17 protein-coding genes are annotated in these 13,948 nt (G+C 56.9%); 16 read left to right on the top strand and 1 reads right to left on the bottom strand.

The genetic code is table 11. The features are described from left to right. Positions 1-3: 3 nt before the first annotated feature. From KQI12_RS08250 to KQI12_RS08315, 16 genes are all read left to right on the top strand, one after another. The gene (locus KQI12_RS08250; protein WP_216572484.1) at positions 4-555 is read left to right on the top strand and encodes a putative phage tail protein; all 552 of its coding nucleotides are present in this window, start codon (positions 4-6) and stop codon (positions 553-555) included. Further along, entirely contained in the window at positions 545-2,392 is a 1,848-nt protein-coding gene (locus KQI12_RS08255; RefSeq protein WP_216572485.1) for a DUF6273 domain-containing protein, read from the top strand. Before KQI12_RS08250 ends, KQI12_RS08255 begins: the two co-directional genes overlap by 11 nt. Positions 2,393-2,612: 220 nt before the next feature. Beyond that, a complete protein-coding gene (locus KQI12_RS08260) occupies positions 2,613-2,801 on the top strand; it encodes a ribbon-helix-helix domain-containing protein (protein ID WP_216572486.1) in 189 nt (62 codons plus the stop codon). Between the two features lie 6 nt (positions 2,802-2,807). After that, positions 2,808-3,269, top strand: a complete 462-nt coding sequence (locus tag KQI12_RS08265; protein WP_216572487.1) for a hypothetical protein — start codon at positions 2,808-2,810, stop codon at positions 3,267-3,269. A gap of 25 nt (positions 3,270-3,294) precedes the next feature. Next, positions 3,295-3,483 carry a DUF6273 domain-containing protein gene (locus KQI12_RS12795; RefSeq protein ID WP_371817996.1) on the top strand — a complete coding sequence of 63 codons (189 nt, stop codon included), beginning with the start codon at positions 3,295-3,297 and terminating at the stop codon, positions 3,481-3,483. A gap of 279 nt (positions 3,484-3,762) precedes the next feature. After that, positions 3,763-4,842, top strand: a complete 1,080-nt coding sequence (locus tag KQI12_RS08270) for a reverse transcriptase domain-containing protein (RefSeq protein ID WP_253290921.1) — start codon at positions 3,763-3,765, stop codon at positions 4,840-4,842. Further along, positions 4,803-5,420, top strand: a complete 618-nt coding sequence (locus KQI12_RS08275) for a carbohydrate-binding protein (protein WP_216572489.1) — start codon at positions 4,803-4,805, stop codon at positions 5,418-5,420. The genes KQI12_RS08270 and KQI12_RS08275 overlap by 40 nt, the downstream gene beginning before the upstream one ends. After that, positions 5,410-5,808 carry an isoaspartyl peptidase gene (locus KQI12_RS08280; RefSeq protein WP_216572490.1) on the top strand — a complete coding sequence of 133 codons (399 nt, stop codon included), beginning with the start codon at positions 5,410-5,412 and terminating at the stop codon, positions 5,806-5,808. Before KQI12_RS08275 ends, KQI12_RS08280 begins: the two co-directional genes overlap by 11 nt. 15 nt (positions 5,809-5,823) lie before the next feature. Then, complete coding sequence (locus KQI12_RS08285) at positions 5,824-6,135, top strand: hypothetical protein (protein ID WP_216572491.1); 312 nt, start codon at positions 5,824-5,826, stop codon at positions 6,133-6,135. Continuing rightward, positions 6,132-6,401 carry a hypothetical protein gene (locus KQI12_RS08290; protein WP_187031875.1) on the top strand — a complete coding sequence of 90 codons (270 nt, stop codon included), beginning with the start codon at positions 6,132-6,134 and terminating at the stop codon, positions 6,399-6,401. Before KQI12_RS08285 ends, KQI12_RS08290 begins: the two co-directional genes overlap by 4 nt. Before the next feature lie 3 nt (positions 6,402-6,404). After that, positions 6,405-6,788 (top strand): hypothetical protein, encoded by a 384-nt coding sequence (locus KQI12_RS08295; protein ID WP_216572492.1) that lies wholly within the window; start codon positions 6,405-6,407, stop codon positions 6,786-6,788. Next, a complete protein-coding gene (locus tag KQI12_RS08300) occupies positions 6,781-7,386 on the top strand; it encodes a peptidoglycan recognition family protein (RefSeq protein ID WP_253290922.1) in 606 nt (201 codons plus the stop codon). The genes KQI12_RS08295 and KQI12_RS08300 overlap by 8 nt, the downstream gene beginning before the upstream one ends. A 17-nt stretch (positions 7,387-7,403) precedes the next feature. Continuing rightward, on the top strand, positions 7,404-7,583 hold the full coding sequence (locus KQI12_RS12710) for an SH3 domain-containing protein (RefSeq protein ID WP_371817997.1): 180 nt from the start codon (positions 7,404-7,406) through the stop codon (positions 7,581-7,583). 241 nt (positions 7,584-7,824) lie between these two features. After that, a complete protein-coding gene (locus KQI12_RS08305) occupies positions 7,825-9,258 on the top strand; it encodes an extracellular solute-binding protein (RefSeq protein ID WP_216572493.1) in 1,434 nt (477 codons plus the stop codon). 37 nt (positions 9,259-9,295) lie between these two features. Then, positions 9,296-12,319: a GGDEF and EAL domain-containing protein gene (locus tag KQI12_RS08310; RefSeq protein ID WP_216572494.1), complete on the top strand. Its 3,024-nt coding sequence runs from the start codon at positions 9,296-9,298 to the stop codon at positions 12,317-12,319. 159 nt (positions 12,320-12,478) lie between these two features. After that, a complete protein-coding gene (locus tag KQI12_RS08315) occupies positions 12,479-13,363 on the top strand; it encodes a radical SAM protein (RefSeq protein ID WP_253290938.1) in 885 nt (294 codons plus the stop codon). Between the two features lie 258 nt (positions 13,364-13,621). On the opposite strand, the gene KQI12_RS08320 is transcribed toward KQI12_RS08315, so the two are convergent. Then, positions 13,622-13,927, bottom strand: coding sequence for a thiamine-binding protein (locus tag KQI12_RS08320; protein ID WP_216572496.1), 306 nt, complete (start codon positions 13,925-13,927; stop codon positions 13,622-13,624). Positions 13,928-13,948: the final 21 nt, after the last annotated feature.

Genomic DNA, 13,948 nt, shown 5'->3' on the forward strand with positions numbered 1-13,948 from the left:
AGCATGGAACGAAAACTGATTGATTATCTTCCCTATGTGATCCGGGATTACGCAGAATTTCAGGGGATTATGGGAAGTGAACAACCTGAAGTGGAAAAGGCGTGGGATTCCGCTGATGATCTTCTGGATAATCAGTTCATTCCCACCGCTGGAAACATGGGCCTTTCCCGTTGGGAAAAAATTCTGGATATTACCCCCAAGGGAACAGACACCCTTGAAGATCGCCGGTTCCGTATTCTAACCCGTATCAATGAAGAACTTCCGTACACCTTGCCCCAGCTTCGGAACATCCTTGAAACGCTGTGCGGCAAGGACAACTATTCCGCTGATGTGGAGGAAGGCACCTATCAGCTTCTTGTGAAGATCGGGCTGGCCGCAAAGAATAATTTCACCGATGTTGAAGCATTGTTGAACAGAGTGGTTCCCCAAAACATGGTTGTGACTTTGCTTCAGCTTTATAACACCCACGGTGAACTTGGCCGGTTTACCCATGCCCAGCTTGCCGCCTACACCCACGATCAGTTGAGAAATGAGGTTTTGAAGAATGGCGAATAAAACACCCAATTACAATTTGGTCAAACCCCTTGAATCTGAATTTTATGATGTAGGGGTACAGAACGAAAACATGAACAAGATTGATGCCCAAATGAAGGCCAATGCGGATGCAATCAAAGACCTTCAGGACAGTCAATCCGGGAAAGCTGATTTGGTGGGTGGCAAAGTTCCCACCGCCCAGCTTCCCGAAATGGACTATGATCCTTCCGGTACGGCGGAAAGCAAAGTAAGCGCCCACAATCTGGATGAAGCCGCCCACCCCTATCTGTTGGAGCAGATTGGAACCTGTGTGGAAGCGGCACAGAACGCACAGGAAGCCGCAGATGCGGCCTTGGAAGCTGTGTCCGGGATCGTCTATACCATCAACGCCGTTCCTACGCAGAACGGAACCCTGACCTATAACGGACAGGCCCAAAGTCCTTCTTGGAACGCCTATAACCCCGATGCGTTGACCTTGGATGGCACAACCACCGGCACCAATGCGGGAACCTATACGGCCACTTTCACACCCAAGGGGAAATACAAATGGGCTGATGGAACGCAGACCGCCAAGGAGGTGACTTGGACGATCAGCGCCGCCACCATGACGGTTCCCACGCAGAAGAACAGCCTGACCTATACCGGATCGGCACAATCCCCCACATGGAACAACTATGACAGCGGGAAAATGACGCTTGGCGGAACTACCAGCGCCACAGGTGCCGGTTCTTATTCCGCCACCTTCACCCCGAAAACGAACTACAAATGGGCAGACGGAAGCACCGGGGCCAAGTCCGTTGCGTGGAGCATTGCCAAGGCCGCTGGTAGTTTGAGCCTGAACAAGACTTCTATCAAGCTGACCGCCGCAAAGACCACGGACACCATCACGGTAACAAGAGCCGGTGACGGCACGATCAAAGCCGTTTCCAGCGCCCCTTCCGTGGCTTCTGTGACCGTTTCTAATGGGGTGGTAACTGTTACCGCCAAGGCCAAAGGAACCGCCACAATCACCGTCAGCGTGGCCGCTGGCACCAACTACACAGCGCCTTCCAATAAGACCTGTGCCGTTGAAGTGACTTTGCCCACCAATGTTCTGAATGATAACAGTTGGGCAACCATCCGGGAAGTCAGTTCCGCAGGATTGGGGGCCAACTATTGGGCCGTGGGTGATGTGAAGGCCATTGTTCTGAACGGTACGGCTATCAACTGTACCTTCAACAATCTGACCGTGAACGCCTTCATTTTGGGGTTCAATCACAATTCCGCCAAAGAGGGAGCGAACAAGATTCACTTCCAGATCGGAAAGATCGGTTCCACGGCGGTTGCCCTGTGTGATAGCTATTACAACAATACTGGTGGCGGTTTCCGCATGAACACCAGCAACACGAACAGCGGTGGTTGGAACGCTTCGTATATGCGGAAAACCGTGTTGGGCAACACCAACACCCCCACAAGCCCCTTGGCAAATAGCTTGATGGCGGTTCTTCCGTCTGATCTTCGTGCTGTTATGCAACCCGTGACCAAGTACACCGATAACACCGGCAATTCCAGCAATAGTTCCGGTGCTGTTACGGCAACCACCGATTACCTGTTCTTGCTGGCTGAATTTGAAGTGTTTGGTTCCCGTTCTGGTGCAAACCAGTATGAACAAAATTCGCAGGCACAATATGACTACTATAAGGCTGGCAATAGTAGAGTAGCCTATAATCATTCCGCCGTGTCCACGGCGGTGTGGTGGTGGCTTCGTTCCCCTAATTACACCGGCCACAATTCCTTCCGTATTGTCTATACGGACGGCAACACCGGTAACAATTACGCCTATTCCTCTGCTGGTGTGCGGCCCGGCTTTGCCGCCTAATCCCCCGCAGGATTATCCCGGCCCCCATCCCGCCGCCGAAAGGCGGCGGTTCCGGGAGGAACCCCAAAACAAAAATAATAATGGCGGCGTAAGCCGCCCGACGATTTTTGAAAAATGGGGTTTTTCCGGTAAAGTGCTATCATTTGACTGTCTTTTGAGGGCAGACGCAAGGCGATACAAGCCATACAATATCTATGAGCCTGTTTGAAGGGGGTATTGTATGGCAACAAACAAGCGTGTTTTCACCTTGCGTCTGTCCGATGAAGTCTTTGACAAGATCGGAGCGCTTGCAACCCGTGAACACCGATCCATTACCAATTACATTGAATTTGTCCTTCTGAAGCACTTGGAAGAAGTGGAAAAGGCAGAAGGTTCAATCAATGTCGATAATTCACCCAAAGGGGTATAACTGAAAATGTCTGTCCTGAAGCAAAAGAGAACCACAAGCAAGGCCGAGTTCATCAACACGGCCAATCAGATTTATGTGGAAACCCTGAATTTCCTAACCCGTCTTTCGGCCCGGTATTCCCGGCTGATTGCTGAACCGGTTGCAAAGCTGGCCGGTGAAATCATCGACCATGCGGAAAAGGCCAACAGTATCTTTCCTTCGGACAACCAGCGTATTGAATTGCGGAAGGCCCATCTTCTTGAAGCACGGGCTTCCCTGATGGCGCTGGATGTTCGCTTAACCCATGTTTACCTGATTCTGAACCAGAACCCGGAAGGGGCCTTTACCACTTCCAAGGGAAATGCGGTGAAGTCACAGGATGCCATGGAAAAGCTGGATAAGATGGCCCAAAACTTGGGTGAACTGATCGACAAAGAAAATGAACTTCTGAAGGGAGCAATCAAAAATGTAACAGCAAAACAGAAATGATTTTTCATTAGGTGTGCAACTGATAATGAGCCTGTTGGCGGTGTGGTGGTGGCTTCGTTCCCCTAATTACAACAACAACAATAACTTCCGTAATGTCAATACGGACGGCAACAACAATAACAATAACGCCAATTACTCTGCTGGTGTGCGGCCCGGATTTTGCAAATATACACGGTCAAATGTAGTAACAGAAGGCGAACGGCTTTTCAGGTGAAAGACGACCGATGTAAAAGGAGTTGTACTTCCTTGGGTTTCAATCCCTAAAACTGCCCTTTGATGCCCTTACACGGACGCTTCTTGCATGGTGGGTGAATGTGCCTTATCCCATTTCATGTGTGAGGGCAAAGCAATTTAGACGGCACCCTACAAGATATTTGTACGAGGGGCGAATACTTTTATTATGACAAGCCAAGAACGGCATGAAGCAAGGTTCCAGCGCCGCAAAGCAAAGCGGTTGGAACGGAAACAGGCCCGGTGTAATAGCCTTGGGCCGATGAATAAAGTCTTTTCCTACCGGAAGATGTTCTTCTATGGGAAAAAGTGCTGTAACGGGGTACGGTGGAAGCAAAGCGTTCAGAACTTTGAAGGCCACCTGTTTTCCGGTACGGCAACACGGCGGCGAACGGTATTGGAACAGCAATGGAAACCCAAAGCCTGTTCCCATTTCACCCTTCGGGAACGGGGTAAAATCCGCCCGATAGATGCCCCGCACATTACGGATCGACAAATCCACAAAACCCTTTGCAATGAAGTTCTGATCCCGCTATATTCCCCGTCCATGATTTATGACAACGGGGCAAGCCAAAAGGGAAAAGGCCTTCATTGGCAGTTCAAGCGGATCAAACAACAGCTTGGATGGCATTACCGGCGCTATGGCCGGGAAGGTGCCGTGTTGCTGTTGGATTTGAAAGGGTTCTTCCCAAATGCTTCCCACGCCCTGTTATATCAGCGGCACCGGGAATTGATTTTGAATCCTGAACTTCAAAACTTGGCTGATACCATCATCCGGTTTTCCCCATGCCCGACACCGGGCCGGGGCTTGCCTTTGGGTGTGGAGCCTTCCCAACAGGAAATGGTTGCTTTGCCCAGCAAGATTGACCAATGGATCAAGTGTCAGGCCCGTGTTCATTGCGCCGGTCATTACATGGATGATTACTATGCGTTCTTCCCCACGGTGGATGAAGCAAAGCTGATGGGCCATGAAATTGTACGGCGTTTTGAAGCCGCTGGAATCAGAGTGAACAAGCGCAAATGTAAGGTGATCCCGCTTACAAAGCCATTCCGGTTCTGTAAAGCACGGTTCACCCTTACCGAAACCGGCAAGATCAAGGTGAACGGAAGCCGGGATGGAGTGAAACGGGCAAGGCGAAAGCTGAAGCTGTTTCACAAAGAGTTCAAAGAGGGAAAACGATCCTTCTTTGACATAGAACAATACATGGAGTGCCAAAGCGCCTATTACCGGAACTTCAACGATCATGGACGGTTGTTAAGGTTGCGGCGGCTTTACCATGCAATCTTTTTCGGAGGTGGACAATGTTTAGAATCATCAAAGCCGGGGCCGGTATCGGCCTGACCGAGAACCTGAACTACATCAAAAAAGCCGAAAATGGTTGCTATGTCCTTTGCCCGGAGCCTGACGCTTCGGGCATTGTTTTTGAGGGTGTAGCTTACCATTTGTTGGGCCGTGCCGCCATGGACGAACTGGAAACGGTGAGTTTGGAACAGACGGACGCAGGAAGCGAGATCACCAAGGCCACAGAAGCCGGTGGGATCGTCTTTGTAACCTTGGCGGAAGCCGGGAGCATTGACGCTGAAACGGCGGCGGAACACGCTGATTTGTTCGCTGAATGGGCTTTCCCTGTGGCCTACACGGTGGGGCAGATTCGCCGGTATAACGGCACCCTTTACAAGTGTGTTCAGGCCCATACTTCCCAAGAGGGTTGGACACCGGACACGGCTTCCAGCCTGTGGAGCAAAACGAGTGATCCCGCTGAAGAATGGCCCAAATGGAGCCAACCGGTGGGAGCGCATGACGCTTATTCCAAGGGGGCAAAGGTGAGCCATAACGAAAAGCATTGGATTTCCACGGTGGATTCCAATGTGTGGGAACCCGGTGTGTACGGGTGGGAGGAAAGCACGGATGGAGTATAAAACCTATGTTTGCCGCAAACGGGCAAGGTTCAAGGCGATTTGTGGACAAGTGAACATTCCGTATGGAACCACCCTGAACGGTCAGGGTGGTTTTTTGATCCTGAATGATCTTCCGGTGTGTTCGGCCACCAGCCAAAACGCCTATGACTTCTTCACACAGAATGATGATGGCATGGGGCAGGAGCGGGGCGAACTGTTGAACCGGATCATTCCCAAGCTGGAAAAGCGAGATACCGGGTATCAGGCCCGGTGGGGGAAGATTTGGGAAGATGCCCTTTGTCAGAAGTACAAGCGCCCGGATCAGGAAGAACATTGGATTTGGAACTTCGACTTCTACAACGGCCCCGTTGAAGATTTGCGCCACATTGCCGCCCTGATTGGGGCCTGACGGGAGGGAAAAGCCATGACGATTTATCAGGTGTTGTGCTTGATTGGTGTTCCCACCTTGATTTTGGCGGTATTCAAATACCTGTGGAGCCAAATCAAGCATAACACCGAGGATTCCAAGGCTTTGAAGGCCGGTATTCAGGCCCTTCTTCGGGCGCAGATGATCAGCGATTTCAATAAGTATTCCGAAAAAGGCTATGCCCCGATCTATGCACGGGATAATTTTGAAAATTGCTGGAAGCAGTATCATTCTTTGGGGGTGAATGGGGTGATGGACGATCTTCACAGAAAATTCTTGGAGTTGCCCACCGATCCCCCGGAAGAATGAGCAGACGAACCAAAAAGCCAAAGCGTGAGTTTTCCAAACTGATCTTGTATGTGGTGGGGGCCGTGACCGTTGGGGTTACGGCCTTCACCCTTATTATGATTTGGCGCACGGAAAACCTTGAACCGCTGGCCTATCTGATCCCCGCCGTATTCGCAGAATTGGCAACCGCCACCGGGTTTTACTATTCCAAAGCCAAGGCCGAAAACCGGATTAAACTTCGGAAACTGTACGGCCCTGAAATTTATAACGATGCAAAGGAGATTTGAACCATGCTGAACGCTGTTTTGAACAACCTGATCAATATTGGGTGGGCTATGCTGATCTTCCTGTGTGCGTACCTGTCCAATGTGGCTTTTTCCCTTTACTACAACATCAAGGTTTTGCTTCAGCCTTTCGACAAACAGAAGATGATCAATTCCGGGCTGAAGGTTGCCACCTTCGTTGTGGGCCTGACCTTGCTGTGTGTGGCAATCACCACCCTTCCCATTTACGCTGATCAGCTTGGATGGGCAATCCCGGAGGAATACACAGAAATTTTTGCAGACTTGGTTATTGTGGGCGCTGTCCTTATGGTTTCTTGCAAATACATTGCTGAAGCCTTCACCAAGTTCAAAGCCATTCTTCAGGTGAAAGGAGATACCGAAAATGAGTAATTCCAGCCTTGCAACCTATACCCGGATCACGAAAAACAAAACCAGCCCCCGGAACCATGCCATTGACACCATCACGATTCATTGTATCGTTGGGCAATGGACGGCAAAACAGGGGTGTGATTATTTCGCAACCACAGACCGGCAATGTTCCGCCAACTATGTTGTTGGCAAGGATGGTTCCATTGGCCTTTCCGTGGATGAAAAGGATCGTTCTTGGTGTTCCAGCAACGGCACCAATGACAACCGGGCAATCACCATTGAAGTTGCTTCCGACACTTCCCACCCCTACGCCGTGACCGCCAAGGCTTATGCCGCCCTGTTGGATTTGGTAACGGATATTTGCAAGCGCAACGGGATCAAGAAGCTGGTGTGGAGTACGAATAAAGAAGATCGTGTGAATCACCGGAACGGATGCAACCTGACGGTTCATCGTGACTTTGCAAACAAGGCTTGCCCCGGTGAATACCTTTATTCCAGACACGGGGAGATTGCCGCAGAGGTCAACAGGCGGCTTCAGAACGCTTCTTCCGGGGCGGGTGGTGAACTACACCCCCAGCCACAGAAAAGCCCACAGGCGGCACCACAGGGGCCACCGTAGCCCCTTATCTTGTGCGGGTGAAGATTTCCAATCTGAATATCCGCAAAGGCCCCGGCACAAACTATGGTTCCACCGGTTTCATCAAACCCGGCGTTTATACCATCGTGGCCGAAAGCACCGGCACGGGTGCCACCAAATGGGGCAAGCTGAAAAGCGGCGCTGGTTGGATTTCCCTTGACTACGCCGCCAAAACCTAACCATGACAAAGGCCCTTCCGGTTCAAGCTGGAAGGGCCTTTTTTTCGTGTTTCTACTATGTTACTAATAACCCAGATTTCAGGGGATTTCAACGGGTTGAAATGTTCAGTTTTCAGGCGTTGTTGAGCGTTGCAGAGTAGAAATATTTATGCTACACTAAAAAAACTAAGGTCCGGACGGGATACCGGGCAGCGGGTCGGAACTGGCGTGACGGTCCCGATATCAAGAGGAGGATCACGAGATGGAGAGACACTGGATCCATGTGCTGTGCGCGGGCGCGGTGGCGCTGGGCTGTGCCGGGTGCGGCCAGACGGCCGGGACTGCCAGTCCTGCCAAGATCACCGAGATCACCGTGTGGACCTACTACAACGACGACCAGCTGGAGAGCTTCAACCAGATAGTGGACACCTTCAACGAGACGGTGGGGAAGGAGAAGGGCATCCATGTCTCCAGCTACAGTCAGGGCAGCGTCAACGACCTGGAGATCAACGTGGTCAACTCCGCCGAGGGCAAGGTGGGGGCGGATCCCCTGCCCAACATCTTCTCCGGCTATGCCGACACCGCCTATACGCTGGAGCGGATGGGGCTGGTGGTGGACCTGTCCCCCTATTTCACCCAAGAAGAGCGGGACGCCTATTTCGAGAGCTATCTCACAGAGGGCGACTTCGACGGCGACGGGAGCATCAAGATCTTCCCCACCGCCAAGTCTACGGAGGTCCTGTTCCTGAACGACACCGACTGGCAGCCCTTCGCGCAGGCCAACGGCGCGTCCTATGAGGATCTGGCCACCATCGAGGGCGTGGTGGAGACCGCCCAGCGCTACTATGACTGGACCGACGCCCAGACCGATGCCCCCGACGACGGCAAGGCCCTCTTCGGCCGGGACGCCATGGCCAACTATATGCTGATCGGCGCCCGGGAGCTGGGCTGTACCATCTTCGACGTGCGGGACGGGGCCATGACCCTCCACTTCGACGAGGATGTGGCGCGCGCGCTGTGGGACAACTACTATGTGCCCTTCGTCAAGGGCTGGTTCAGCGCGGTGGGCCATTACCGCAGTGACGACGTCAAGACCGGCAATATCCTGGCCTATGTCGGCTCCAGCTCCAGCGGCTCGTTTTTCCCCGACCAAGTCATGACCAGCGACACCGAGAGCCACGACATCGAGCTGAAGGCCCTGCCCTGCCCGGACTTCCGGGACGGGAAGAAGGTGGCCGTCCAGCAGGGCGCGGGCATGGTGGTGACGAAGGGCACCGACGATCAGATCGCCGCCAGCGTGGAGTTCCTCAAGTGGTCCACCGCCCCGGAGAACAACATCTCCTTCTCGGTGAGCTCCGGCTATCTGCCCGTGACCCACGAGGCCGCGGACATGGAGACCATCCGGGCCTCTGCTCCGGAGCTGTCGCCAAAGATCGAGCAGGTCCTGAGCCAGGCCGTCCAGGAGGTGGAGAGCGATGAACTCTATACCACACGGGCCTTTGCCGGCGGCAAGGAGGCCCGCGCGGTGCTGGAGTACGCCATGAGCGATCAGGCCGAGGCGGACCGGGCCGTGGTGACGGAGCGGCTGGCCCAGGGCCAGAGCCTGGACGAGGCCGCGGCGGAGTTCCTCACCGACGCGCATTTCCAGAGCTGGTATCAGGACCTCAAGAGCCGGCTGGAGGCGTATCAGGGATAACTGGCCCATGGGGGCAATGGAAGCGGGGTGGGTCATCATGAAGCGAACGGCGGAACGGAAAGAGCGGCGGAGACCGGAGCGGTCCGTCTTTTCGACCATACTCCTCTCCCTGCTGGCGGTGCTGGTGGTGGAGGTCCTGATGCTGACGGTGTCCATCGTGGTCAGCCAGGTGCCCCAGCAGCTGGACCAGAACGCGGAGGACATCCTGGCCAAGCAGGTGGAGAACCGCTCCGGCTATTTGGAGGACCGACTGGTGGAGTCCGCCAGACTGGGGGATCTGGCCAAGGCCATCGACGGGGAGACCCAGCGGCTCCTCCAGGCTGGGACGATCCACCTCGACAGCCTGGACCGGGACAGCGAGAAGGCCGCTCCGCTCTTCGAGGCGGTCGCGGAGGACCTGATCGCCACCCTGCGGAGCAAGTCCGTCACCGGCATCTTCGTGGCGCTGGATACCCATGACATCGCGGACTGGACGCCGGGCGTGCCTGTCCCGGGCGTGTATCTTCGGGACCTGGACCCAAACGCCCCGCCCTCCCAGCGGAACGAGGACCTGTCCTTCGAGCGGGCTCCGGCGGCCCTGCTCAAGAATATGCGGATCGCCACGTCCACCACCTGGAGGCCCGCTATGAACACGGATCCGCGGAACGACCAGAGCCCCATCATGGAGCCCCTCCGGGCGGCCTGGGAGGATGGGGCCAGCCTGCCCGCCGCCGAGTATGGCCGCTGGACCACCGTGCCCTACCATCTGGCGTGGGATCCCCGCACGGCGGTGGCGTACTCCCAGCCGCTGATCCTGCCGGACGGCACGATCTACGGTGTGGTGGGCATCGAGTTGCTGACCAGCTATCTGGAGACGTTGATGCCCTATCAGGAGCTCCAAAACGATGGGAGCGGCACCTATCTCCTGGCCTCCACCACCACAGACCCGGGGAGCGGGACGTTGGAGCTGACCACAGCGGTGAGCGCCGGACCGGATGGGTCCCTGTCCGCGGACGGGACCGCCGCGCTGCTCTGCCAGACAGATGACGCCGGGCAGGGAGTCATCGAGGCGGATGGCCGGACCTGGCAGGTCAGTCTGGAGAGCCTGACCCTCTATGACCGGAACGCGCCCTTCTCCGGGGAGCGGTGGATGCTGGTGGGAGCGGTGCCCTCCACAAAGCTGTTCGAGTTCTCCAGCATAGTCCAGCGGCTCATGATGGTCACGATCCTGCTGACGCTGGCAGTAGGCTTGGGGTGCAGTCTGCTGGTGAGCAGACAGCTGGCCCGACCGATCGCCCGGCTCTCCGCCGAGGTGGCGGCGGCCCAGAAGGAACACGACTCGATCCCGCGCCTGTCCCACACCGGCGTCCGGGAGCTGGACCGGTTCGCGGGGGCCATCACCCGGCTCAGCCGGGACGTGGTGAACACCTCGACGAAGTTCCTGCGGATCATGGATATGGCCAGCGTAGAGCTGGGCGGCTATGAGCTGAGGATGGACGAGGAGAGCGTCTATGTGACGGCCAACTTCTTCTCCATGCTGGGGATGCCGGAGGTGGACCCGAAGGGGCTGGACCTGACCGGGTTCCGTGCCCGGATGGCGGCGCTGGCCGGGCGGGGCCAGACCGTGATGCTGGCCGAGGGCGGATGCCTTCTCCAGATCGCCCAGCCTGAGGGGGGCGTCCGATACGTCCAGCTCCGGATCACCACGGACGGTGACGCGGAGGTAGGGCTGATCGAGGACGTGACGGCCGCCACGCTGGAGCGGATGCGGATCGAGCATGAGCGGGACTACGATGTGCTCACCGACCTCTACGGCCGGCAGGCGTTCCAGCGGGAGTGCGAGGAGCTCTTCCGCGCGCCGGAGAAGCTGCGCCACGCGGCGGTGCTGATGATGGATCTGGACGGACTGAAACACGTGAACGATTTCTACGGCCATGACTGGGGCGACCGGTACATCCGGCAGACCGGCCGGTGCCTGGCGGAGAACACGCCGGAGCGGACCATCTGCGCCCGCCAGTCCGGCGACGAGTTCCTAGCGTTCTTCTACGGCTATCCGGACCGGGCGTCCCTGCGGAAGGCGCTGGACGAGCTGACCACCGCCTTCCGGGAGAGCGCCGTGGTCCTGCCCGATGGGCAGCGGATGCCGATCAGCGTCTCCGGCGGCATCGCCTGGTACCCGGAGAACGGCTCTGATCTGGCCACACTGAAGCGGTATGCCGACTTCGCCATGTATCAGGTGAAGCGGACCCAGAAGGGCCGGATTGAGGAGTTCGACATCAAGGCCTATGACCAGGAGGCCTATGAGCTCCAGATCCGCCAGGAGTTCCGGCAGATGCTGGAGGAGGAGGCCCTGACCTACCACTTCCAGCCGATCTTCACGGCGGCGGACGGCCGGGTGGCGGCCTATGAGGCCCTCATGCGGCCCACTCTGCCCACGCTTCGGTCCCCGGCGACGGTGATGCGGATCGCACGGGAGCTGGACCGGCTCTATGAGATCGAACACATCACGCTCTTCCATGCGACAAAACGCTTCCATGACCTGCTGGCGCAGGGGATGCTGGAGCCGGAGGCCAAGCTGTTCGTCAACTCCATCGCCAGCGTCAGCCTGAACGATGAGGATGCGGCCGAATACACCGGGCGCTGGCCGGAGCTGATGCGCCATCTGGTGGTGGAGATCACCGAAGAGGAGAAGTGCGACTCGGCGGCGCTGGCGCGCAAGCGGGAGGCCATCCAGGCCGTCGGCGGCGTCTTCGCTCTGGACGACTATGGGAGCGGATACGGCAACAGCGGCAGTCTGCTGGAGCTCTCGCCCCAGTATGTCAAGGCGGATCAGCTGCTTATCCGGAATATCGACCGCGACCCGGACAAGCAGCAGATCGTCTCCAGCCTGGTGGCCTATGCCCATCCCCGCGGGATGAAGATCGTGGCGGAGGGCATCGAGACGGCCGCCGAGCTCCGCAAGGTGATCGAGCTGGGGGTGGATCTGCTCCAGGGCTACTACCTGGCCCGTCCCCGGGAGATCCCGGATCCCATCTCACCAGAGGCGCGGGAGGAGATCCGGAAGATCGCGGAGGAGCGCTGACATCCCATACCGCGGATGATGGCCCCGGGAGGCATTTGCCTCTCGGGGCGTTCGCTTTGGCGGACCGGATCCTCGACGATCCGTCGGCCGGATGGTATGATGATAAAAGAGGAGCCTCCGGCGGAGGCCCCAGACCATATCGACGAGAGGAAACAGACCATGCACTATAACGGACCCATCGTACGGCCTCAGACCGACGCGGACAGCGTGTTCATCGAAGTCACGGTCGGCTGTACCCACAACAGCTGCACCTTCTGCAATTTCTACCAGGACTATCCCTTCCGGGTGGCGCCGCTGGCGCAGGTGGAGGAGGATCTGAAGGAGGCGGCACTGCTGGAGCCCCATGCCAAAAAGGTGTGGGCCTCCGGGGGGAACCCCTACGCCCTGCCCACGGAGCATCTGGCCAAGCTGGCGGCGCTGTTCAAGCGCTATCTGCCCGAGGGGCGGATCTCCACCTACGCCCGGGTGGACGACCTGCTCCGCAAGAGCGTGGAGGAGATGCGCCGCCTGAAGGAACTGGGCTTCGAGGACATCGTGGTGGGCATGGAGAGCGGCGACGACGCGGTCCTGTCCCACACGAAGAAGGGCTATACAGCGGCGGATATCCTGGCGGGCTGCAAAAAACTGGAGGAGGCCGGGGTGGACTACCGGGTGATCTATCTGGGCGGTCTGGCCGGGCGGGGGAAGGTCCACGACAGCGCGCTCAAGACGGCGGCGGTGCTGGACCAGATCCACCCGTACATGATGATCCTGACGACCCTGGCCCTGCTTCCGGGCACGGAGCTCTGGGACGAGTGGCAGACGGGAAAATTCCAGGAGGTCACCGAGCGGGAGCGGCTGGATGAGTTCCGCACGCTCCTGGGGCACATGGAGAACGAGATCTATGTGTTCTCCGCGACCTCCACCAACTCCATGCCCTTCGCGGTCCAGCTCCCGGCCCAGCGGGAGGAGATCGTGGCGGCCCTGACGGCGGAGATCGATGGCATGACGGACGAGTGGGAGGCACAGATGGCCCGGATGCGCCATGCCATGCACAGCGTGTGAGCCGCAAAGGAAATTGCCTGGACGATGCTGTGATCGAAAATTCCTTTGGCCGGCTCAAAAGCGAACGGCTGTATTTGCGGGGCTCTCGATCCATGGAACACTTCGAGCAGGCGCTCTTGGGGTATCTGGATCGTTGCAACGACCGAAAGGGCTTGCCGCCTGTGCTTCACAGACAGCAAGCCCTTTCGGCTGCTCGAACGATTTGTGTTCAAAATAGTTGTCTGACTTTTTGGGGCCACTTCATTTTTGCCGGATGGATCAGTCCTTCTTCTGATACTTGCCGATCTTCTGATCGATGGACAGGATATCCTGGTCGGGACAGCAGACCACCTTGATGTAGGCGGACACCTTCTTGGCGCCGGCCCGGATGGCCACGTGCTGGCACTCCTTGGCGATGTCCATGAGCTGGTCATAGTCATCGCCCTCGATGGTGGTCTCGAAGGGGCCCACCACATAGTGGAGACCGGTGCCGGCGATGTAGGCGATGACCTCGTCCACCATGCGGCAGAGCTCCTGATCGTCCGGGGCGTCGGGAAGGACCTGGATCGCGATGCTTGCTTTCATGAGAAAAGACCTCCTAAAAAT

The sequence above is a fragment of the Pseudoflavonifractor sp. MSJ-37 genome, from assembly GCF_018917965.1.
Classification (GTDB): domain Bacteria; phylum Bacillota; class Clostridia; order Oscillospirales; family Oscillospiraceae; genus Pseudoflavonifractor_A.

What these genes read in the sequence shown, in the direction of transcription:
- KQI12_RS08305 (WP_216572493.1), top strand. Translation starts at nt 7,825, where the DNA reads ATGGAGAGACACTGGATCCATGTGCTGTGCGCGGGCGCGGTGGCGCTG.
- KQI12_RS08275 (WP_216572489.1), top strand. Translation starts at nt 4,803, where the DNA reads ATGTTTAGAATCATCAAAGCCGGGGCCGGTATCGGCCTGACCGAGAAC.
- KQI12_RS12795 (WP_371817996.1), top strand. Translation starts at nt 3,295, where the DNA reads ATGAGCCTGTTGGCGGTGTGGTGGTGGCTTCGTTCCCCTAATTACAAC.
- KQI12_RS08295 (WP_216572492.1), top strand. Translation starts at nt 6,405, where the DNA reads ATGCTGAACGCTGTTTTGAACAACCTGATCAATATTGGGTGGGCTATG.
- KQI12_RS08320 (WP_216572496.1), bottom strand. Translation starts at nt 13,927, where the DNA reads ATGAAAGCAAGCATCGCGATCCAGGTCCTTCCCGACGCCCCGGACGAT.
- KQI12_RS08250 (WP_216572484.1), top strand. Translation starts at nt 4, where the DNA reads ATGGAACGAAAACTGATTGATTATCTTCCCTATGTGATCCGGGATTAC.
- KQI12_RS08255 (WP_216572485.1), top strand. Translation starts at nt 545, where the DNA reads ATGGCGAATAAAACACCCAATTACAATTTGGTCAAACCCCTTGAATCT.
- KQI12_RS08310 (WP_216572494.1), top strand. Translation starts at nt 9,296, where the DNA reads ATGAAGCGAACGGCGGAACGGAAAGAGCGGCGGAGACCGGAGCGGTCC.
- KQI12_RS08290 (WP_187031875.1), top strand. Translation starts at nt 6,132, where the DNA reads ATGAGCAGACGAACCAAAAAGCCAAAGCGTGAGTTTTCCAAACTGATC.
- KQI12_RS08280 (WP_216572490.1), top strand. Translation starts at nt 5,410, where the DNA reads ATGGAGTATAAAACCTATGTTTGCCGCAAACGGGCAAGGTTCAAGGCG.
- KQI12_RS08285 (WP_216572491.1), top strand. Translation starts at nt 5,824, where the DNA reads ATGACGATTTATCAGGTGTTGTGCTTGATTGGTGTTCCCACCTTGATT.
- KQI12_RS08265 (WP_216572487.1), top strand. Translation starts at nt 2,808, where the DNA reads ATGTCTGTCCTGAAGCAAAAGAGAACCACAAGCAAGGCCGAGTTCATC.
- KQI12_RS08300 (WP_253290922.1), top strand. Translation starts at nt 6,781, where the DNA reads ATGAGTAATTCCAGCCTTGCAACCTATACCCGGATCACGAAAAACAAA.
- KQI12_RS08315 (WP_253290938.1), top strand. Translation starts at nt 12,479, where the DNA reads ATGCACTATAACGGACCCATCGTACGGCCTCAGACCGACGCGGACAGC.
- KQI12_RS08260 (WP_216572486.1), top strand. Translation starts at nt 2,613, where the DNA reads ATGGCAACAAACAAGCGTGTTTTCACCTTGCGTCTGTCCGATGAAGTC.
- KQI12_RS08270 (WP_253290921.1), top strand. Translation starts at nt 3,763, where the DNA reads ATGAATAAAGTCTTTTCCTACCGGAAGATGTTCTTCTATGGGAAAAAG.